The sequence below is a fragment of the Sphingobium sp. UBA5915 genome (assembly GCF_002431195.1).
Taxonomy (GTDB): domain Bacteria; phylum Pseudomonadota; class Alphaproteobacteria; order Sphingomonadales; family Sphingomonadaceae; genus Sphingobium; species Sphingobium soli.
The window spans coordinates 1-19057 of record NZ_DJDV01000001.1; the positions used below are offsets into that span (position 1 = coordinate 1).

At 64.6% G+C, this 19057-nt stretch carries 20 protein-coding genes; 13 read left to right on the top strand and 7 right to left on the bottom strand.

Annotated features, from left to right (window positions below):
- Together B2V90_RS00005 and B2V90_RS00010 are read left to right on the top strand one after the other, a co-directional pair.
- A partial coding sequence (locus tag B2V90_RS00005; RefSeq protein ID WP_293919355.1) for a hypothetical protein occupies positions 1-451 on the top strand: 451 nt, incomplete at its 5' end.
- Positions 452-960: 509 nt separating this feature from the next.
- Positions 961-1800, top strand: a complete 840-nt coding sequence (locus tag B2V90_RS00010) for a hypothetical protein (RefSeq protein ID WP_228221041.1) — start codon at positions 961-963, stop codon at positions 1798-1800.
- A gap of 40 nt (positions 1801-1840) precedes the next feature.
- Here the strand turns inward: B2V90_RS00010 and B2V90_RS00015 are convergent, their stop codons facing one another.
- The 3 genes from B2V90_RS00015 to B2V90_RS00025 all read right to left on the bottom strand — a co-directional run bounded on the left by B2V90_RS00015 (position 1841) and on the right by B2V90_RS00025 (position 3257).
- Complete coding sequence (locus tag B2V90_RS00015) at positions 1841-2107, bottom strand: 3TM-type holin (RefSeq protein WP_228221040.1); 267 nt, start codon at positions 2105-2107, stop codon at positions 1841-1843.
- A complete protein-coding gene (locus B2V90_RS00020; RefSeq protein WP_228221039.1) occupies positions 2104-2658 on the bottom strand; it encodes a glycoside hydrolase family 108 protein in 555 nt (184 codons plus the stop codon). The genes B2V90_RS00015 and B2V90_RS00020 overlap by 4 nt, the downstream gene beginning before the upstream one ends.
- A gap of 98 nt (positions 2659-2756) precedes the next feature.
- The gene (locus tag B2V90_RS00025) at positions 2757-3257 is read right to left on the bottom strand and encodes a MarR family winged helix-turn-helix transcriptional regulator (RefSeq protein WP_156784201.1); all 501 of its coding nucleotides are present in this window, start codon (positions 3255-3257) and stop codon (positions 2757-2759) included.
- A 272-nt stretch (positions 3258-3529) separates the two neighbouring features.
- Between B2V90_RS00025 and ectA the strand changes: the two genes are divergently transcribed.
- The 11 genes from ectA (at position 3530) to B2V90_RS00080 (ending at position 15681) form a co-directional block, all read left to right on the top strand.
- A complete protein-coding gene (gene ectA, locus B2V90_RS00030; protein WP_228221038.1) occupies positions 3530-4033 on the top strand; it encodes a diaminobutyrate acetyltransferase in 504 nt (167 codons plus the stop codon).
- Between the two features lie 3 nt (positions 4034-4036).
- Positions 4037-5347: a diaminobutyrate--2-oxoglutarate transaminase gene (gene ectB, locus B2V90_RS00035; protein WP_009822895.1), complete on the top strand. Its 1311-nt coding sequence runs from the start codon at positions 4037-4039 to the stop codon at positions 5345-5347.
- Between the two features lie 14 nt (positions 5348-5361).
- Positions 5362-5775 carry an ectoine synthase gene (locus B2V90_RS00040; RefSeq protein ID WP_228221037.1) on the top strand — a complete coding sequence of 138 codons (414 nt, stop codon included), beginning with the start codon at positions 5362-5364 and terminating at the stop codon, positions 5773-5775.
- Between the two features lie 91 nt (positions 5776-5866).
- Complete coding sequence (gene thpD, locus B2V90_RS00045) at positions 5867-6787, top strand: ectoine hydroxylase (RefSeq protein ID WP_228221036.1); 921 nt, start codon at positions 5867-5869, stop codon at positions 6785-6787.
- The gene (locus B2V90_RS00050) at positions 6784-8232 is read left to right on the top strand and encodes an aspartate kinase (RefSeq protein ID WP_009822892.1); all 1449 of its coding nucleotides are present in this window, start codon (positions 6784-6786) and stop codon (positions 8230-8232) included. Before thpD ends, B2V90_RS00050 begins: the two co-directional genes overlap by 4 nt.
- A 26-nt stretch (positions 8233-8258) precedes the next feature.
- Positions 8259-9506 (top strand): MFS transporter, encoded by a 1248-nt coding sequence (locus B2V90_RS00055; RefSeq protein ID WP_228221035.1) that lies wholly within the window; start codon positions 8259-8261, stop codon positions 9504-9506.
- Complete coding sequence (locus B2V90_RS00060; protein WP_228221034.1) at positions 9503-10834, top strand: MFS transporter; 1332 nt, start codon at positions 9503-9505, stop codon at positions 10832-10834. Before B2V90_RS00055 ends, B2V90_RS00060 begins: the two co-directional genes overlap by 4 nt.
- 67 nt (positions 10835-10901) lie before the next feature.
- Positions 10902-13073 (top strand): penicillin acylase family protein, encoded by a 2172-nt coding sequence (locus B2V90_RS00065; protein ID WP_228221033.1) that lies wholly within the window; start codon positions 10902-10904, stop codon positions 13071-13073.
- A gap of 9 nt (positions 13074-13082) precedes the next feature.
- Positions 13083-13760, top strand: coding sequence for a DUF969 domain-containing protein (locus B2V90_RS00070; protein WP_228221032.1), 678 nt, complete (start codon positions 13083-13085; stop codon positions 13758-13760).
- Positions 13757-14695, top strand: coding sequence for a DUF979 domain-containing protein (locus B2V90_RS00075; protein ID WP_228221031.1), 939 nt, complete (start codon positions 13757-13759; stop codon positions 14693-14695). Before B2V90_RS00070 ends, B2V90_RS00075 begins: the two co-directional genes overlap by 4 nt.
- A complete protein-coding gene (locus B2V90_RS00080) occupies positions 14692-15681 on the top strand; it encodes a DUF2891 domain-containing protein (RefSeq protein ID WP_228221030.1) in 990 nt (329 codons plus the stop codon). Before B2V90_RS00075 ends, B2V90_RS00080 begins: the two co-directional genes overlap by 4 nt.
- A gap of 41 nt (positions 15682-15722) precedes the next feature.
- On the opposite strand, the gene dapD is transcribed toward B2V90_RS00080, so the two are convergent.
- The 4 genes from dapD to B2V90_RS00100 all read right to left on the bottom strand — a co-directional run bounded on the left by dapD (position 15723) and on the right by B2V90_RS00100 (position 19039).
- Entirely contained in the window at positions 15723-16562 is an 840-nt protein-coding gene (dapD, locus tag B2V90_RS00085) for a 2,3,4,5-tetrahydropyridine-2,6-dicarboxylate N-succinyltransferase (RefSeq protein WP_228221029.1), read from the bottom strand.
- Positions 16563-16564: 2 nt separating this feature from the next.
- Positions 16565-17230, bottom strand: a complete 666-nt coding sequence (locus B2V90_RS00090) for a pyrimidine 5'-nucleotidase (RefSeq protein ID WP_228221028.1) — start codon at positions 17228-17230, stop codon at positions 16565-16567.
- Between the two features lie 166 nt (positions 17231-17396).
- Complete coding sequence (locus B2V90_RS00095) at positions 17397-18272, bottom strand: TIGR00730 family Rossman fold protein (protein WP_228221027.1); 876 nt, start codon at positions 18270-18272, stop codon at positions 17397-17399.
- Between the two features lie 65 nt (positions 18273-18337).
- Positions 18338-19039 carry an extensin family protein gene (locus B2V90_RS00100; RefSeq protein WP_228221086.1) on the bottom strand — a complete coding sequence of 234 codons (702 nt, stop codon included), beginning with the start codon at positions 19037-19039 and terminating at the stop codon, positions 18338-18340.
- Positions 19040-19057 lie beyond the last annotated feature (18 nt).

Consider the following 19057-nt stretch of genomic DNA (forward strand, 5'->3'; position numbering starts at 1 on the left):
TGCGCCGGCCGCATCGCCTGCGCCTGCTCCGGCCCCCGCGCCCGCAACGCCGGTCGCTTCCTCAGTCGCCTGGGCCGATCGCTCGTTGACGCCAGGTAATTGGAGCTACAGCGCCGAACAGCGGGGCAGCATTGCCCGGTTCGGCCCGCCGGCGCAGCCGCTGCTGACGCTGCGCTGTGATCTGGCAAGCCGGCGCGTCATCCTGACGCGCTATGGCGCAGGGCAGGGCGCGATCGTGATCCGCACCAGCTATGGCGCGGTCAGCTGGCCCGCAACATCGCAGGGCGGCGCGCAGCCGGCCCTGGTCGCCGCGCGGGCGGCGAGCGACGGCGTGCTGGACCAGATGGCCTATAGCCGTGGCAAGATCGGCGTCGATGCATCCGGCATCGCGCCTCTGGTCGTGCCGGTCTGGGCGGAAATCGCGCGGGTGGTGGAGGATTGTCGCGCCTGATCGGGAACGCGATGCCGGCGCGACGCGGACGTACAAGTATGATTCCAAAAAAGAATAAAACAAGGCTTGAAGATCGCCTTCGTCTGATTCACATTTCGCCCTGTGGACGGATGCGGATTTGCTCTCGCGGCGGCCACACGGGCTCAACATAGCGAAAGGAGGTGATCCGATGTCTCATGGTTCAGCAATGGGGTCGGTCAAGTCCATTCGGGGAATGCGCCGCTGATCGACGCGCAAGCGTCGAGAATGTCAGGGTGATTCCGGAGCCTTGCGAAGGCCGACATACAGGCCCGCTCCTCCCCTGATAGAGCGCGATTCACCATTTCCCACTGGGCGGCGCTTCTGGCCGCTGACCATGTCAATGATGGGCCGTCGGGGGTATGTCCGCCCGGCGGCCCCTCTCATGTCTTGGCAAACCGGAAAAATCCCGGCGATCTGGCGCAGGCACGCCGCTGGAACTTCGCCTGCGGTTGGGATATATGGTGATCCTGAACTGCCGGGAGGCTGTCATGATTGCTTCGCGCTATCTGCTTTTCCTCTTCACCATCGCGGCTATTCCGGCGGCGGCCCAAACCCCGTCTGATGTCGCCGACCTCGTAGGCGCGCGGGGCGCCGGCGGGGAAACCCAGCTTCAGGCGCGGGGCTACCGCTTCGTGCGTACCGAAACCGGGGATGACCGAAAGTGGAGCTATTGGTGGCATCCCGAGCGGCATCTTTGCCTCAGCGTGGTCACCATGGATGGTCGTTATCAGGCCATTACGGACAGCCCTGCGCCCGATTGTGGTCAGAATCACGCTGCCGGCCGGACTGACGAAGCATATCGCCGGCACGATCGCACGGATGCGCCGCCTGCGGCATATGCGCCGACGCGGCGCGAATCGCCCAGCTATGCCGCATCGGAAGAAAGGCCGATGATCGACGGGCAGTCGGTGGAGATCGGCCTCGTCTGCTTCGGGGATGGTCAGCGCCCCGGCCTTGAGAACCGCTATGGCTGGACCTGGGATCATGATCGCAAACGCTATATCTATGGTAACCGCGTCGACATGACGGCGCAGCAGTTCGACGCATCCGTCATGCTGCAATTCTGGGCGGGTGGCGGCCGGATCAAGCTGCCTGCCAAGTTGATTCCGCCAATCCATTCTCGCGGGACGAACGATGGCTGGTGGGACGTCTACGCTGTTTCCATCCAGCCCGATCATGTCAGTGGAGAATATCGGCTTAACGGCCTCAACAAGCCGCGCATTCAGATCAATCGGATGAGCGGTCAGATCAGTATCAAGGGCACAGGCGATTACGCCTTTCGCGGCACCTGTGACACCGTGGATGCTGCCGCGCATCGGCGATTTTGATGAGGGGGCAGGCGGTGCACCTAGCACCGCCCCCTTTGCATCATCGCTCGCTGCCCTTCGCCTTCCCCCACGCGCGCGCGGCGGTGTAGCCCAGATACCCGGTTCCAAACAGCGCGTAGAGCGGCTCGGGCAGCGCGTTGAGATAGGCGTGCATGCCCGACGTGATGGCGGCGGCCATGTCTGGGTCGATACCGGCGATCAGCCCCATCGGGATGGACCAGAGCAGCAGCGCATAGATGACATAGAGAAAGGCCGGGCGCGCGCGCCGCGTCCAGATGTCGGGTTCCGTTCCTCCGCCATCAGTCATGGTCGGGCGCCCGAACCGATCCGGTTGGCTAGCCATCCATAAAGGAAGGCTTCGTTGGCGGGGCGGCTTTCGGCCAGCGCGATATAGCGCTCGCCTTGCAGCGCCTCCATCGCCTTCAAAAGCACCATGTCCCCCGACGGGCCGCGCAGCGCGCGAAACGCGCGCAGCGCTCCGAGCGTGCGCCCGCCCAGAAGGCGATCGACCTTGATGTCGGGATAGTCCTTCTGATTGCGATTAAGCGCGTTGAGCGCGCGCTGCAAAAATCCCGTCGCGGTCGGCGGGCCCATGTTGACCGCGGTGTCGAACAATTCCGCCGCCACCGGCCAGGACAGTTCCGCTACAAAGGCATAGCCGGGCTGCTCCCAGTAAAGGCGGCGATAGAGCGATTCCGCCGTGGCGCGCGGCAAGGCCTGCATCGCGCCAAAATAGCCATTGGCGCGCGCGACCGCATGCGTGATGCCCATATTGGTGGCGCCACCCCGGTCCGCAGGATGATCGGTATAGCCGCCTTCGCGCGCGATCACCTCGTCAATCAAATCCTGCACGTCCATGGCTGCCTCCTGCTTCGATATGAGGCAGAGCATTTATCCCATATGGTTATCTGTAGGACAGCGGAAGTTGCGAGGGTGTATCGCGTTACTGATCGCGCTTAGTCGACCTGCCATACCGGTTCTGACCGGTCGATCAGTCCGCTGTCCAGCAGCGGCGCGGCGTCGATATCCTGCGCGCCCATCAGGGATGACAGGCGCTCGACCGACGCCAGGATCATCGCCTGTTCCCAGGGCTCCAGTTTGCCGAACCCGTCGGTGAACTTCGTCTGCAAGGGATCGGGCGCATCCGCCAACGCGGCCACGCCGTCCGGCAGGATTCGCAGATGCGACTGGCGTTTGTCGCGTTCGCTGCGCTGACGCTGGACATAGTTGAGCGCGACCAGCCGATCGACGATCGTGGTAATCGTCGCCTGGCTGAAATGCAGCGCATGGGCGATGGCCCCGGGCGTTGCTGCATCGCGCGAATCGATCTCGCGCAGCACCAGCAATTGCGAAGGCGTCAGGCCGGTGGCCGCTGCCAGCTGGCGGCTGCCAATCTCGGTGGCGCGCATGATCCGGCGGAGCGCGCGCAGGGTCTGGGTAGCGATATTAGCATGCATATTTGGCTCCATAGCGGAACCAAAGCATGGCCACCAACATTGTCTTCGCTCCTTTTTCCTCCAGCCAAAATACTTCGCACTGCAAAATAAAATTTCAAGGCTGGGGTTGAAAAATTCGTCAAAAATGGCATATTCCAGCCCGTATCGAGAAGGCATTGAGTCCTTCGCCTAGAAAATAATTCGGGAGATGAACAATCTTCGACACTCAAGCTACAGCGGCTGTGCCGCCACGGGCTTCTGCGCGTCCTGATCCGGATACGGGGCAGGACATCATGTTTCGCAAGCCTGTCGGCACTGACGGGCCGGCCATTACGGCGTTGATCGCGGCATGCCCGCCGCTCGATCCCAATTCGGCCTATTGTAACCTGCTGCAATGCACCGATTTTGCCGACAGCTGCATCGTTGCGACCCGCGACGGCGCGGTGGTCGGATGGGTATCGGGCTATCGTCCGCCCGTCGCTCGGGAAAATTTCTTCGTCTGGCAGGTCGCGGTGTCATCCGCGGCGCGTGGCCAGCGCCTCGCGAGCCGCATGATCGATGCCTTGCTTGGCCGGCCGGAACAGGATGGCGTCACGCATCTGACGACGACCATCACTGATGACAATGACGCGTCCTGGGCGCTGTTTCAGGGGCTGGCCCGCAATTGGGGTGCGCCGCTGGAAAAGACCGCCCGTTTCGAACGCGAAGCCCATTTCGCCGGTGCCCATGCCACAGAATGGCAGGCGCGCATCGGTCCGCTGACCCCAAAGGGGCGGCACCAACAGGAGGACATTTGAGCCATGACCACGACCCTTCTTCCCAAACCGACCTCGTCCATTCCCGACCGCGCTATTTACGAACGCCGTGAATCGGGCGTACGCAGCTATGCCCGCTCGATGCCGCGCCAGTTTAACAAGGCGCAGGATGTGTGGATGCACGATACGCAGGGCGGTCGCTATCTCGACTTCCTGTCGGGCTGCTCGACGCTGAACTATGGCCATAATCATCCGGTACTCAAGACCGCGCTGATGGATTATATCGCCAATGACGGCGTGACTCACGGCCTTGACCTTCACACCGACGCCAAGGAAGATTTCCTGACGACGTTGGAAGACGTCATTCTCACGCCGCGTGGCCTGGATTATCGCGCCATGTTCACCGGACCGACCGGCACCAACGCGGTCGAGGCCGCGATCAAGCTGGCGCGCAAGATCACCGGGCGCGAACTGGTGATCGCCTTCACCAACGGTTTTCACGGCATGACGCTGGGGGCGCTCGCCTGCACCGGCAACGCCGCCAAGCGCGGTGGCGCGGGCGTGCCGCTCAACCATGTCAGTCATGAACCTTATGACGGCTATCATGGCCCCGACGTGGATACGGCCGAGCTGCTGGAGCGCCGCCTGTCCGATCCGTCGAGCGGCCTGGATGCCCCCGCCGCCATTCTGGTTGAAACCGTGCAGGGCGAAGGCGGTCTCAATGCCGCGTCGCCCGAATGGCTGCGTAAGATCGCCGAAATCGCCAAGCGCCACGGCGCGCTGATGATCGTCGATGACATTCAGGCGGGCGTTGGTCGCACCGGCAATTTCTTCAGCTTCGAAGGCATGGGCTTCACCCCCGACATCGTCACGCTGGCGAAGTCGCTGTCGGGCATGGGCCTGCCCTTTGCCCTCACCCTGTTCCGCCCGGAGCTCGACCAGTGGTCGCCGGGCGAACATAACGGCACCTTCCGTGGCAATAACCACGCCTTCGTTACCGCCACGGCTGCGCTGCGCCATTTCTGGAGCAACGACGCCTTTCAGCAGGACGTCGCCCGTCGCGGCGCGCTGCTGGAACGGCGGCTCGACGCGATGGCCGCCGAACATGGCCTCTCGACCCGCGGTCGCGGCATGATGCGCGGCATTGACGTGGGGTCGGGCGAGGTCGCCGGAACCATCACCGCCGCCTGCTTTGCGCAGGGGCTCATCATCGAAACCAGCGGCGCGCATGACGAAATCGTCAAGGTGCTGGCGCCCCTCGTGATCGACGACGCCGTCCTTTCGGCGGGTCTCGACATTCTTGAGGAAGCCGTCCGTTCCGCGCTGACCGTCACCTATGGCGTCGCCGCAGAATAAAGGAGAAGACAGACATGTTCATCCGCAAGCTTCAGGACATCCGCAAGTCCGACCGCAACATCAAGTCCAAGGGCTGGGAAAGCGCCCGCCTTCAGCTGAAGGACGACAATATGGGCTTTTCCTTCCACGTCACGACCATGTACGCGGGCGAGGAATTGCACATGCACTATCAGAACCATCTGGAATCGGTTCTGGTGCTCAAGGGCACCGGCACGATCGAGGATCTGGGCGAGGGCGTGACGCACCAGTTGGCGCCGGGCGTCATGTATGCGCTCGACAAGCATGACAAGCATATCGTCCGGCCCGAAACCGACATATTGTGCGCCTGCGTCTTCAATCCGCCTGTCACGGGCAAGGAAGTGCATGACGAAAGCGGCGCCTATCCCGCCGATTCCGAGCAGGTCAAGGAACCCGCATTCGCCGATTGATCGGCGGTGCGAAGGCTTTCCGTCCGTAGCGAGACCGGACGGAAAGCCTCGCTCGATTTTTAGTCATCACCATCAAAAGGGGGGAAGTCCCATGCAAGACGTCTACCCGTCCCGCCACGCCGATGTGGCGGAATTTCTGCCGCGCCTCGATCCTGTCGTGCATAGCCAATGGCGCGAAGACGCACCCGTCAGCCGCGCCCAGGCCGACCAGTTCGACCGCGATGGCTTTCTTGTCCTGGAAGATATTTTCTCGGACGCCGAAGTCGCATTCCTGCAGCGCGAGGCCGGCAAGCTGCTGGCCGATCCGCAAGCGCTGGAAGACGAAACCGTCATCACCGAACCGGGCGGCAAGGAAGTCCGCTCGATCTTCAAGATTCACGCGCAGAGCGATGTGATCGGTCGCCTGGCCGCCGACAGCCGTCTGGCCGGCGTCGCGCAGTTCCTGCTGGGTGATCGCGTCTACATTCACCAGTCGCGCCTCAACTATAAGCCCGGCTTCACCGGCAAGGAATTTTTCTGGCACAGCGATTTTGAAACCTGGCATGTGGAAGACGGCATGCCGCGCATGCGCGCGCTGTCCATGTCGGTGCTGCTGGCGGACAACACGCCCAATAACGGCCCGCTGATGCTGATTCCCGGCAGCCACAAGGCATTCCTCACCTGCATCGGGGAAACGCCCGACGATCATTATCGCCAGTCCTTGAAGAAACAGGAATATGGCGTGCCGGACGAAGACAGCCTAGCCGAACTGGCGCACAAGCATGGCATCGTCGCGCCGACCGGAAAGCCCGGGTCGGTCGTCATCTTCGACTGCAACACCATGCACGGGTCGAACGGCAACATCACGCCCTTCCCCCGCGCCAACGCCTTCATGGTCTATAATGCGGTCAGCAACCGCCTGACCGCGCCCTTCGGCGTTGACAAACCGCGCCCCGAATTCATCGCCGCGCGCGGAGAGCCGGAGGCCATTACGCCGGTCACGGGACTTTTGATGGAGGAGGCGCTGGCATGAGCGGCCAACATAGTGTGGAAAAAATCGGCGGCACGTCGATGGCGGCCACCGCCGTGCTGTTCGACAATGTTCTGATCGCGGGGCGCAAGGGCGCGGACCTTTATAATCGCGTCTTCGTCGTGTCCGCCTATGCCGGCATGACCGACCTGCTGCTGGAACATAAGAAATCGGGCAAGCCCGGCGTCTATGCCCGTTTCGTCGCCGATGATGGCGCCGATGGCTGGCGCGACGCGATCGAAACGGTGCGCGGCGCTATGCATGCGCGCAACGCCGATATGTTCGCGCGCGCCGAGAGCCTGGCCGAGGCCAATGCCTTTGTCGATGCGCGCATCGACGCGGTTGCCGCCTGCCTCGACGATCTGGCCCGCCTGCGCAGCCATGGCCGTTTCTGCGTCAAGGAACAACTGATCACGGTGCGCGAATTGCTTGCCGGGCTCGGCGAAGCGCACAGCGCCCATTCGACCGCGCTGCTGCTGCGCGATCGCGGGGTCAACGCCTGCTTTGTGGATCTGACGCTCTGGGATCAGCAGGATATGCGCGGCCTCGACGAACGGATCGAACAGGCGTTCGCCCCCATCGACCTCGCCACCACCCTGCCGATCGTCACCGGCTATGCCGGGTGCAGCGAGGGCATGGTCCGCCGCTATGCGCGTGGCTATTCCGAAATGACCTTTTCGCGCATCGCCGTGCTGACGCAGGCGCGTGAGGCGATCATCCACAAGGAATTTCACCTGTCGAGCGCGGACCCGAAGCTGGTCGGCACCGACAAGGCGCGCAAGATCGGCCGCACCAATTATGATGTGGCGGACCAGCTCGCCAATCTTGGCATGGAGGCCATCCATCCCGGCGCCGGGCGCGGCCTGCGGCAGACCGACATCCCGCTGCGGGTCCGCAACACGTTCGACCGGGAAGATGGCGGCACGCTCATCTGCGGCGATTATGTGTCGGACACGCCCCGCGTCGAAATCGTCACCGGCATCCGCACCGCGCAGGCGCTCCAGTTCTTCGAACAGGACATGGTCGGGGTGAAGGGCTATGACGCCGCCATATTGGAGGTGCTGACCCGCCATGGCATATGGATCGTCAGCAAGGCGTCCAACGCCAACACCATCACCCATTATCTGTCAGCCGACGCGGTCAAAGTGAAGCAGGTCATCGGCGACTTGCAGGACCGGTATCCCGACGCGTCCATTTCCGCCCACCCCGTGGCGATCGTCTCCGTGATCGGCAGCGACATTTCCCGCCCCGGCCTGATGCCCGACGCGCTCAAAGCGTTGGCACAGGCCGATATCGATGTGATCGCTATGCAGCATCAGATCCGCAATGTGGATGTCCAGTTCGTTGTCGATGTCCGCCAATATGACGCTGCCGTCGCCGCGCTGCATCGCGCGCTGGTGGAGGATAATGACGAACCCGCAGCAGCGGAGGGCCGGCGCGCGGCCTGAGCGCCGCGCGCCGCCGGGCGCGCCAGATGATCGCTGCGATTCGTCCCGTTCAGAGTTTGCTGCTCGCCATCTTCATGCTGATGGCGGGCAGTGGCTTTTTATCGACCCTCATCAGCCTGCGACTGGAGCGCGCGGGCGCTGGCACCATGGCGATCGGCGCGGTCGCCACCGCCTATTTTGGCGGGCTGGTGGTGGGTGCCCTGCGCGCGGGGGGCATCGTGCGGCAGGTGGGGCATATCCGCGCCTTCGCCGCCTTTGTCGCGCTGCTTTCGGCCAGCACGCTCTCCTATGTATTGCTCGACCACCCCTTGCTCTGGACGGCACTGCGGCTGATCGACGGCGTCTGCGTGGCCGGCGTTTTCATCTGCCTTGAAAGCTGGCTCAACGACCGGGCCGATGTGGAAACCCGCGGCAGCATCCTTGCCGCCTATATGGTCGCGCTCTATTCCGGCCAGGCGGTCGGCCAGTTGCTCCTGGGCGCGAGCGGGACGCTGCCCGCCATTCCGTTCCAGATCGCCTCCATCCTCATCTCGCTGGCCATCATTCCGCTTTGTCTCACCCGGTCGAGCGCGCCTGCGCCGCAGGAGGCGACGGCCTTTTCGCTGCGCTCGCTCTTTGCCGCGTCGCCGCTGGGCGTGATCGGTGCGGTGACCACCGGGCTGATGCTGGGCGCCTTTTACGGACTGGCCGCCGTCCATGTCCGTCGCCTTGGCCTCAACCTGGGCGCAACCGCTAGTTTCATGATGATCGTCATTCTGGGCGGCGTCGCGATGCAATGGCCGCTCGGCCGCCTGTCGGACCGCTATGACCGGCGCGCGGTCATCGTCTGGAGCTTCGCCGCGACCCTGGCCGTCAGCATCGCGCTCTCGATGCTCAGTCGGGGCGGCCTGCCGCTGCTGGTGCTGGGCGCGGCCTTTGGCGGGCTGAGCTTCGCCCTCTATCCGCTGTGCGTCGCGCACAGCAATGACCGGCTGCTCGCCTCCGAACGCGTCGCGGCGAGCGGGCGGCTGGTGCTGCTCTATTCGGTCGGTGCGGCGCTGGGGCCGATGGGCGCGGCGGCGATGATGACGCTGGCGGGCGCAAGCGGCCTCTTCCTGTTCATCGCTTTGTGCGCTGGCGCGACACTGGGTTTTGGCCTGTGGCGTCAATTGTCCTCTGATCCGGTGCCCGCGCCCGAGCAGCAGGATTTCCAGATCGTGCCGCGCACGACCCCGATGGCGTCGCTGCTTGACCCCAATACCGCAGATCATCTGCCCGATGGAGACACGACATGACCGCCACCACCATCGCCGCGCCCCCCGGAGCGGCCGGGTCTGTCGATCAGGCGACGCTGCGGCGGGCCATTGCGGCCTCGGCGCTCGGCAACGCCACCGAATGGTTCGACTATGGCATCTATGCCTATGGCGTGACCTATATCTCCGCGGCGCTGTTTCCGGGAGAAGTGGATGACGCGGTGTTGTTCGCGCTCGCGACCTTCGCCATTTCCTTCCTCGTCCGTCCGCTGGGCGGCCTCTTCTGGGGACCGCTGGGCGATCGCATGGGGCGCAAATCCGTGCTCGCGCTCACCATATTGATGATGTCGGGCGCGACGCTGGCGGTCGGCCTCATCCCCTCTTATGCCAGCATCGGTTTCTGGGCGCCGGCCCTGCTCATCCTGCTGCGCATGGTGCAGGGATTCTCCACGGGCGGCGAATATGGCGGCGCGGCGACCTTCATGGCCGAATATGCGCCCGATGACCGGCGCGGCTTTTACGGCAGCTTCCTGGAATTCGGCACGCTGGCGGGCTTTTCCTTCGGCGCGCTGCTGATGCTGGGCTTCTCGCTGCTGCTGGGTGACGCCGCCATGCACGCATGGGGCTGGCGCATCCCCTTTCTGGTGGCCGCGCCCATGGGTCTTATCGGCATGTATCTGCGCGCCCGCATGGAGGATACGCCGATCTTCCGCGAGGATGGGCAGGCCAGCGGCAAGGCGGAAAGCCCCAGCCTCGGCCAACTGCTGGAGCGCCACTGGCGGCCGATGCTGGTCGTGGGCGGCCTCGTCGTGGCGCTCAATGTCGTTAATTATACGCTGCTTAGCTACATGCCCACTTATCTTCAGCGGCGCATCGGTCTCACTACGGACGAAGCGCTGGTGGTGCCGATCATCGGCATGGTGTTCATGATGCTCTTCCTGCCCTTTGCTGGGCATTTGTCCGACCGGGTCGGGCGACGGGCGATGTGGCGCGTCTCGCTGCTCAGCCTGCTCGTCGGCGTCGTGCCGCTCTATCTGCTGATGGCGACCGGCCTTGTCGGCGCGATCGTCGGCTTCGTGCTGCTTGGCCTCTGCTATGTGCCGCAGCTCGCGACCATCTCCGCAACATTTCCCGCGCTATTCCCGACCTCGGTGCGCTTTGCCGGTTTCGCCATCGCCTATAACGTCTCGACCTCGCTGTTCGGCGGCACCGCACCTGCGATCGGTAGCGGCCTCATCTCCTGGACCGGCAACGAACTCATGCCCGCCTTCCTGATGATGGCGGCCTGCCTCGTCGGCCTTGTCGCGCTGCGCTACATGCCCGAAACGGCGGGCAAGTCCCTGCGCGAAGATCCGTTCGCGCGGACCTGATGCGAAACAGGCCATGGAGATGACAGGGGGGATGACAGGGGGCCGCGAAGCGAGTTAGCTGGCAGCCATGAAAATCATGCTGCCGCTCGCCTGCATCCTGCCCGTCCTTCTTACCGCCCATCCCGTCGCCGCAAAGACCGATAGGGCGCGCTGGCAGGAACAGGCGGCGCGGGTCACCATTCAGCGCGACGACTGGGGCATCGCCCATGTCCACGGCCGCAGCGACGCCGACGCCGTGTTCGGCATGATCTACGCCCAGGCCGAAGACGACTTCAACCGGATCGAGGCCAACTATCTGACCGCGCTCGGCCGCACGGCGGAGGCGGATGGCGAAGACGCGATCTGGCAGGATTTGCGTGCGCGCCTTTATATGGACCCGCAAAAGCTGCGCGCCGACTATGCCGCCAGTCCCGCCTGGTTGCGCGCCTTGATGGACGCCTGGGCCGATGGGCTGAACCACTATCTTGCCACGCACCCGCAGGTAAAGCCGCGCGTCATCACCCGTTTTGAACCTTGGATGGCGCTCAGCTTCACCGAAGGCAGCATCGGCGGCGACATCGAACGCATCCCGCTCGATCGGCTCAAGGCCTTTTACGGCGCGCCCGGCGGCCGCTCGCTCGCTATGGCCGATCCCGACCCCGAACCGCGCGGCTCCAACGGCTTCGCCATCGCGCCGGGCAAGAGCGCCAGCGGCCATGCCCTGCTGTGGATCAACCCGCATACCAGCTTCTTCTTCCGCTCCGAACTGCAGGTGACCAGCGACGAAGGACTCAACGCCTATGGTGCGGCGACCTGGGGCCAATTCTTCATCTATCAGGGGTTCAATCCCACCGCTGGATGGATGCACACGTCCAGCACCGTCGATGCCGTCGACGAATTTCTCGAAACCGTGACGCGCCGGCCGGACGGCACGCTGACCTATCTTTATGGCGGACAGCAGCGCCCGGTCCGCGCCTCCACCGTCACCATCGCCTATCGCACGTCAGACGGAGGCCGCGCCGACCGCCGCTTCACCGTCTATCGCACCCATCATGGTCCCATCATTGGCGAGCAGGACGGCAAATGGGTCGCCTTCGCCATGATGGACAAGCCCATCCCCGCGCTGGAGCAGTCCTTTTTGCGGACGAAGGCGCGCGATTACGCCGCCTTCGTCAAGGTGGCGACACGTCAGGCCAATTCGTCCAACAATACCATTTTCGCCGACGCCAATGGCACCATCGCCTATCTGCACCCGCAATTCGTTCCCCTTCGCGATGACCGTTTCGACTATACGCAGCCAGTGGACGGCACCGATCCCGCCACCGACTGGAAGGGGCTGACCCCGCTCGACGCGCTGCCGGGTCTGCGCAACCCGCCGGGCGGCTGGATTCAGAACACCAATAACGGTCCCTGGTCGGCGGCGGGCAGGGACAGCCAGAAGGCGGCCGACTTCCCGCGTTACATGGACATGATGGGCGAAAATCCGCGCGGCGACCATGCCGTCATGCTGCTGTCGGCGGGACAGGATTTCACGCTCGACACGCTGACGGCCGCCGCGTTCGACAGCTACCAGCCCGCCTTTGCGCGCTTCCTGCCGCTGCTCGTGAAGGCGTGGGACACTCTGCCCGACACCGATGCGCGCAAGGGGCTGCTGGCTGAACCGATCGCCATGCTGCGCGACTGGGATTATCGCTGGGGTTTGACGTCCGTGCCCAACAGCCTTGCGGCGCTCTGGGCGGAGGACTTGCGCCAATGGACGCTGGACCATAGCGAGGGGGCTCCACGCACCCTCTATGATCGCATGGCCGCCGCGTCCCCTGACGTGCAGCTGACCCTGTTGGCGGGCGTCGTGAAGCGGCTGGATCGCGATTTCGGCACCTGGCGCACGCCCTGGGGCGACATTAACCGGTTGCAGCGGCTGACCGGCGCCATCACCCAGGATTTCAGCGATGCCGCGCCCAGCATCGCCGTGCCCTTCAGCTCGGCGCGCTGGGGCTCGCTCGCCTCCTTCGGCGCGCGCGCCTATCCCGGCACGCGAAAATGGTATGGCACCAGTGGCAACAGCTTCATCGCCGCGGTCGAATTTGGCGATCGCGTCCATGCCAGGGCGGTCAGCGTCGGCGGCGAAAGCGGCGATCCCGCCTCGCCCCATTTCAACGACCAGTCCGCGCTTTACGCAGCCGGCGCCTTGCGGCCCGTCTATTTCTATCCCGATGAACTCGCCGGCCATGTCGAACGCCGCTATCGGCCAGGGCAGTAGGACGCGGCCATGTGGGTCCTGCTCGGCATCGCCATCATCGTCGCGGGCTTCCTGCTGCGCTTCCATCCGCTGTTGGTGATCCTTGCCTCGGCGATCGTCACGGGGCTAGCGGCGGATCTTGACCTGCTCACCATCCTCGCCGCCTTCGGCAAGGCGTTCAACGACGCGCGCTATGTCAGCATCATCTGGATCGTGCTGCCGGTCGTTGGCCTGCTCGAAGCCTATGGCTTGCAGGAGCGCGCGCGCGGCCTCATCGCCAAGATGCGCGGCGCGACAGTGGGGCAATTTCTCGCCGGCTATATGCTGCTGCGCCAGGGGCTGGCGGCGGTAGGCCTCACATCGGTCGCGGGTCACGCTCAAACCGTGCGCCCGCTGGTGGCGCCGATCGCCGAAGCGGCGGCGGAGGCGCAGGCCGGAGATCTCGACGATGACCGGCGCGAGGAGGTGAAGGCCTGGGCCGCCGCGACCGACAATATCGGCCTGTTCTTCGGCGAGGACATCTTCCTCGCCATCGGGTCGATCCTGCTGATCAAGGGGCTGCTGGAACAATATGGCATCAGCCTGGAGCCGCTGCATCTGTCGGTCTGGGCGATCCCGACCGCCATCGCCGCCTTCCTGATCCATGGCTTTCGCCTCTGGCGCCTGGACCGCAGGTTGAAGCGCAGCGCGCCGGAGGACCCGGCATGATTACCCTGCACTGGGTCTATGCCGTCGCTGGCGCGATGTTCGCCGCTTTCGCCCTGCTGGGCCTTGGCGACCGCACCAATCCGCGCCGCTGGACCACCTCCGCCTTCTGGGCCTTGTTGGCGCTCAGCATGTGGGGTGGCGACTGGCTGGGCGATCTTGGCAATGGCGTCCTGCTGCTGGGGCTTGTCGCGCTGGCGGGCCTGGGCGGCATGGGTCGGGGGCAGTCCGCGCTGCCCGACGCCGTGCGCCGCGACCGGGCCGATCGCATGGGCAATCGCCTGTTCGTCATCGCGCTTATCATTCCTGCGACCGCGCTCATCGGTACCTTCGCCTTCAAGCAAGCCCCCGACTGGTTCGATGGCAAGCAGGCGACATTGATTGCCCTGGCGCTGGGTGTGCTGATCGCCTCGGTAGTGGGCTGCCTCTGGCTGCGCGCATCTCCGCTCGAACCGCTCCAGCAGGGGCGGCGGCTGATGGATTCGGTCGGCTGGGCCGCCATCCTGCCGCAGATGCTCGCCAGCCTCGGCGCGGTGTTCGCGCTGGCAGGGGTGGGGGATGTCGTCGGCCAGATCGTCAGCATGGCGATCCCGCAGGGCAGTCTCCTGGGCGCGGTCATCGCCTATGGCCTTGGCATGGCGCTTTTCACCATGGTCATGGGCAACGCCTTCGCTGCCTTCCCGGTGATGACCGCCGCGATCGGTCTGCCGCTGCTCATCCGGACCTATGGGGGCGACCCGGCGATCGTCTGCGCCATCGGCATGCTGGCGGGTTTCTGCGGCACGCTGATGACGCCGATGGCCGCGAACTTCAACCTCGTGCCCGCCGCCCTGCTCGACCTCAAGGACAAGCATGGCGTCATCAAGCGGCAGGTCGGCACCGCCGTCCCGCTGCTTGTCGTCAACATCCTCCTTATTTACTGGCTCGCCTTTCCATGACCCTGCTCACCCCCGACATCGCCAACCGTTTCGCCGGCCTCACCCTGTCGCATCTCGGCCGCGAATATCCCTTCAAGATGGACCTGGTGCTGACCGGACCTCAGGACGCCCGGCCGCCGCGGGAGCATCATCCCATCTTCCACGGCAGCTTCGACTGGCACAGCTGCGTCCATGGCTGGTGGCAGGTGATGCGGCTGATGCGGCTGTATCCCGCCATGGCACAGGCGCCCGCCATCCGCGCGCGCGCCGACGCGATGTTGACGCCCGCCAATGTCGCGGGCGAGCGCGCCTATCTCGACCGCCCGATGAGCGCCGGGTTCGAACGCCCCTATGGCTGGGCCTGGGCGCTGGCGCTGCATGCGGAACTGGCGCGCCATGATGCGCCCTGGGCGGCGGCGCTGGAACCGCTGGCGCGCGATTTCGCCGCCCGCTTTCATGCGTTCCTGCCCAGGCTCACCTATCCGCTGCGCGTCGGCACCCATTTCAACATCGCCTTCGCCCTCATCCTCGCGCGCGACTGGGCGCAGGGACGCGACGACGCGCTTGCCGCGCTGATCCATGACCGCGCGCTGCACTGGTTCGCACAGGATCGCGCCTGTCAGGCGTGGGAACCGGGCGGCGACGAATTTCTGTCCCCGGCGCTCTGCGAAGCCTTACTGATGAGCCGCCTCATCGACCGCACGGATTTTGCCGCGTGGTTTCACGCCTTCCTGCCGGACGTTGAAGCAGGCGAGCCGGCGACGCTCTTCACGCCCGCCACCGTGTCGGATCGCAGCGATGGCAAGATCGCGCATCTCGACGGCCTCAATCTCAGCCGCGCCTGGTGCTGGCGCGGGATCGCTGCGGCGCTGGGCGAAAGCGACCCGGTCCATCCCTTGGCGCAGCAGGCCGCGCGCGTCCATCTGGACGCCAGCCTGCCCCATGTCGCGGGCGATTATATGGGCGAACATTGGCTCGCCACCTTCGCGCTGCTGGCGCTGGAATGAAGAAAGGGGGAGGGGCCGCGCCCTCCCCGAAACCCGCCGCGTCAGTCGCGCAGCAATTCGTTGATTCCGGTCTTGGACCGCGTCTGCGCGTCGACGCGCTTGACGATCACCGCGCAATAAAGGCTGGGGCCGGGCGTGCCGTCGGGCAGCGGCTTGCCGGGCAGGCTGCCGGGCACGACCACGGAATAGGGCGGCACTTGCCCCATGAAGATTTCGCCGGTGGTGCGGTCGATAATCTTGGTCGATTGGCCGATGAACACGCCCATCGACAACACCGATCCCTTGCCGATGCGCACGCCTTCCACCACTTCGGACCGCGCGCCGATGAAACAATCATCCTCGATGATAACCGGATCGGCCTGCAACGGCTCCAGCACGCCGCCGATACCCACGCCGCCTGACAGGTGGACATTCTTGCCGATCTGCGCGCAGCTGCCCACCGTCACCCAGGTGTCGACCATCGTGCCTTCATCGACGAAGGCGCCGATATTGACGAAGCTCGGCATCAGGATGACATTCTTCGCGATGTGGCTGCCCGCCCGCGCAAAGCTGCCCGGCACGGCGCGGAAACCGGCGGCGCGGAACGCGGCCTCGTCCCAACCGGCAAACTTGCTCGGCACCTTGTCCCACCAATGGCCGGCGCCCGGGCCGTTTTCGATCAGGGCGTTGTCGTTCAGGCGGAAGGACAGCAGCACCGCCTTCTTCGCCCATTGATTGACCTGCCAGCCCGCCTCTGTCGGCTCGGCGACGCGCACCTCGCCCTTGTCCAGCATCCCAAGCGCCCGGTCGACCGCCTGACGCACGTCGCCCTGCGTTTGCAGGGTCACATTGGCCCGGTCTTCCCAGGCCGCGTCGATGATGGCGATAAGGTCTTGGCTCATGGTCATTCCCCCAGAATGCGCGCCAGAAACGGCGTCAGATGGTCGGTTTCGAAATCGATGAAGTCGGGATGATGGTCATGATTGCCCGCTTCCGACCCGTTATTGACCCAGATGGTCGTCATCCCGATCGTCTTGGCGGGCCGCAGGTTGCGCGCCATGTCCTCGAAGAAGGCCGCGCGCGTCGGGTCGACATCATGAACCTTGCACAGCGCGTCATAACCGGCCGGATCAGGCTTGGGCACATATTGGCAGGCATGAATGTCGTGGATCAGCTCGAACGCGCCGGAAAGGCCCAGCCGCTCCAGCACGCGCCCGGCATAGTCCGCATCGCCATTGGTGAAGATCAGGCGGCGTCCCGGCAGCGCGGCGATATGGCGGTTAAGCGCCTCGTCCACCGCCAGCCGGTCCATCGAAATATCATGCACATAGGTCAGATAGTCGCCCGGCTCGATGCCATGATGGTGCATCAGGCCTGCCAGCGTCGTGCCATGCTCCATGAAGTATCGCTTCTGCGTTTCCCGCGCGATCACCGGGTCGCAGCCGAGCAGGCCCTGGATATACTCGCCCATCTTCACGTCCATCAACGCGAACAGGTCCGCCTTCGCCGGATAGAGCGTATTGTCCAGATCGAAGATCCAGGTATCGACATGGGAAAGCGCCGGCAACATGGCCGCGCCCTAAAGCGGCCAGGGAAAGAGGGCAAGGGAAAGAGGGCAGAAGATCGGCCATACGAACCCGTTCGGTTCGAGCCGGCGTCGAGCTTGCCGAGATGCGTCGGTCGAGAATGGTTCTCGCCTTCGACAAGCCAAGGCCGCTCGAACGGAACGGCCTAAGCTAGCACCCCGGCGCGTCGCTATCCTCGTAGAAACGCTGCACCGCGTCCCATCCTTCCTGCGCGTTTTCCACCCAGGTCAGCAGGTCCAGATCCTTGTGCGAAATCACCCCTTCGTCCGCCAGCGCCTCGAAATCCACGACGCGATTCCAGAATTCCTTGCCGTACAGCAGGATGGGAATGGGCTTCATCTTGCCGGTCTGGATCAGCGTCAGCAGCTCGAACATCTCGTCGAACGTGCCGAAGCCGCCGGGAAACACCGCCAGCGCCCGCGCGCGCAGCAGGAAATGCATCTTGCGCAGCGCGAAATAGTGGAACTGGAAACTCAGCTCCGGCGTCACGAAACGATTGGGCGCCTGCTCGTGCGGCAGGACGATGTTCATGCCGATGGTGGTCTGGCCAACATCCTGCGCGCCGCGATTGGCCGCTTCCATGATCGACGGGCCGCCGCCTGAACAGACGACGAAATGGCGGCATCCCGCCTCGTTCACCGGATATTGGGCGGCGATGCGCGCCAGCTTGCGCGCTTCCTCATAATAATGCGCCTTTCTACCCAGATTTTCCGCCAGCCGCTTGAGTTCGGGCGTTGGCGCGGCGTCGATCCGCGCCTGCACCTGGTCGGGTTCGGGGATGCGCGCGGACCCGTAGAAGACGAAGGTCGATTCGATCTTCGCCTCATCCATCAGCAACTGGGGCTTGAGCAATTCCAGCTGGAATCGCACGGGCCGCAGGTCTTCGCGCAACAGGAATTCGTCATCCTGAAAGGCCAGCCGATAGGCGGCGCTCTGCGTCTGGGGGGTGCCGGTCTGCTTGGCGGCGTCGCCTGCCTCTTCGCGGGCAGGGCGGAACTTGCGTTCCTCAATCTCTTTTCTTGTCATCCATGGCCAATTAGGCGTCAGCGATGACATTGCCAAGACGCCCGGTCACAGAATCGACGCGGCACTCAGCGGCAGAAACCGCCCCTCCCGCCCATGTCGAAATGGAAATGGTCGTGATGCGCGGCGTTATAATCGGGGCTGAGCACGGTGCTGAACCGCTTGCAGGCGCTGGCGTGGATCAGGCTCAGGAACTGGCGCGTCTGCCGGTCGCCATGCCAGCCCTGCTGCACCGTGATCCGCCGTCCGTCCGACAGGACAAAGGCCGACACGTCGATGGCGTTGCTGTGCGCATGTTCGCTCAGCTTCGCACTGCCCGCGATCGGGCGGCAATTATAGGTGCCGAACGTTTCGATCTTCTCGATTTCCGCGCCCAGCACCAGCCGCGCCGCCGGTTGCACGGCATAGCGCGCCCAGGCGGCGAAATTGGCGGCCAGATTGCATGTCATCGCCCCCAGGCCCGACGCGGGCACCCCGATGTCGAGCAGCTTGACGCTGCCGATCGCGCTGCATCCGCCGCCAAAATTGCGGTCGGGCAGGGGCTGGAAATTGACCGACTGGGATTGCAGTTTCGCGAAACATTGCCGCGTCTCCAGCGCCGGTTGCGATGGCGGGCGCGTCGCGCGCGCAGGTGCGCGAACCGGCTTCGACGCACGCGCCACCTTGCCGCGCGGCACCAGGTCGCCGCCGCACCCCGCCAGTGTCATCATGCTTGCCAAGAACGCAGCCGTGGCCGCGCCGCGCAGATTGCTCATCGCCCGCTTTTCCATGAATCGGATGTTTACCAA

Excerpts from the sequence above, each read along its gene's own strand:
- B2V90_RS00075 (WP_228221031.1), top strand. The coding sequence starts at position 13,757 with ATGATTACCCTGCACTGGGTCTATGCCGTCGCTGGCGCGATGTTCGCC.
- B2V90_RS00060 (WP_228221034.1), top strand. The coding sequence starts at position 9,503 with ATGACCGCCACCACCATCGCCGCGCCCCCCGGAGCGGCCGGGTCTGTC.
- B2V90_RS00095 (WP_228221027.1), bottom strand. The coding sequence starts at position 18,272 with ATGACAAGAAAAGAGATTGAGGAACGCAAGTTCCGCCCTGCCCGCGAA.
- ectB (WP_009822895.1), top strand. The coding sequence starts at position 4,037 with ATGACCACGACCCTTCTTCCCAAACCGACCTCGTCCATTCCCGACCGC.
- B2V90_RS00065 (WP_228221033.1), top strand. The coding sequence starts at position 10,902 with ATGAAAATCATGCTGCCGCTCGCCTGCATCCTGCCCGTCCTTCTTACC.
- B2V90_RS00100 (WP_228221086.1), bottom strand. The coding sequence starts at position 19,039 with ATGGAAAAGCGGGCGATGAGCAATCTGCGCGGCGCGGCCACGGCTGCG.
- B2V90_RS00020 (WP_228221039.1), bottom strand. The coding sequence starts at position 2,658 with ATGGACGTGCAGGATTTGATTGACGAGGTGATCGCGCGCGAAGGCGGC.
- B2V90_RS00070 (WP_228221032.1), top strand. The coding sequence starts at position 13,083 with ATGTGGGTCCTGCTCGGCATCGCCATCATCGTCGCGGGCTTCCTGCTG.
- B2V90_RS00090 (WP_228221028.1), bottom strand. The coding sequence starts at position 17,230 with ATGTTGCCGGCGCTTTCCCATGTCGATACCTGGATCTTCGATCTGGAC.
- B2V90_RS00080 (WP_228221030.1), top strand. The coding sequence starts at position 14,692 with ATGACCCTGCTCACCCCCGACATCGCCAACCGTTTCGCCGGCCTCACC.
- B2V90_RS00025 (WP_156784201.1), bottom strand. The coding sequence starts at position 3,257 with ATGCATGCTAATATCGCTACCCAGACCCTGCGCGCGCTCCGCCGGATC.
- thpD (WP_228221036.1), top strand. The coding sequence starts at position 5,867 with ATGCAAGACGTCTACCCGTCCCGCCACGCCGATGTGGCGGAATTTCTG.
- B2V90_RS00015 (WP_228221040.1), bottom strand. The coding sequence starts at position 2,107 with ATGACTGATGGCGGAGGAACGGAACCCGACATCTGGACGCGGCGCGCG.
- ectA (WP_228221038.1), top strand. The coding sequence starts at position 3,530 with ATGTTTCGCAAGCCTGTCGGCACTGACGGGCCGGCCATTACGGCGTTG.
- dapD (WP_228221029.1), bottom strand. The coding sequence starts at position 16,562 with ATGAGCCAAGACCTTATCGCCATCATCGACGCGGCCTGGGAAGACCGG.
- B2V90_RS00040 (WP_228221037.1), top strand. The coding sequence starts at position 5,362 with ATGTTCATCCGCAAGCTTCAGGACATCCGCAAGTCCGACCGCAACATC.
- B2V90_RS00055 (WP_228221035.1), top strand. The coding sequence starts at position 8,259 with ATGATCGCTGCGATTCGTCCCGTTCAGAGTTTGCTGCTCGCCATCTTC.
- B2V90_RS00010 (WP_228221041.1), top strand. The coding sequence starts at position 961 with ATGATTGCTTCGCGCTATCTGCTTTTCCTCTTCACCATCGCGGCTATT.
- B2V90_RS00050 (WP_009822892.1), top strand. The coding sequence starts at position 6,784 with ATGAGCGGCCAACATAGTGTGGAAAAAATCGGCGGCACGTCGATGGCG.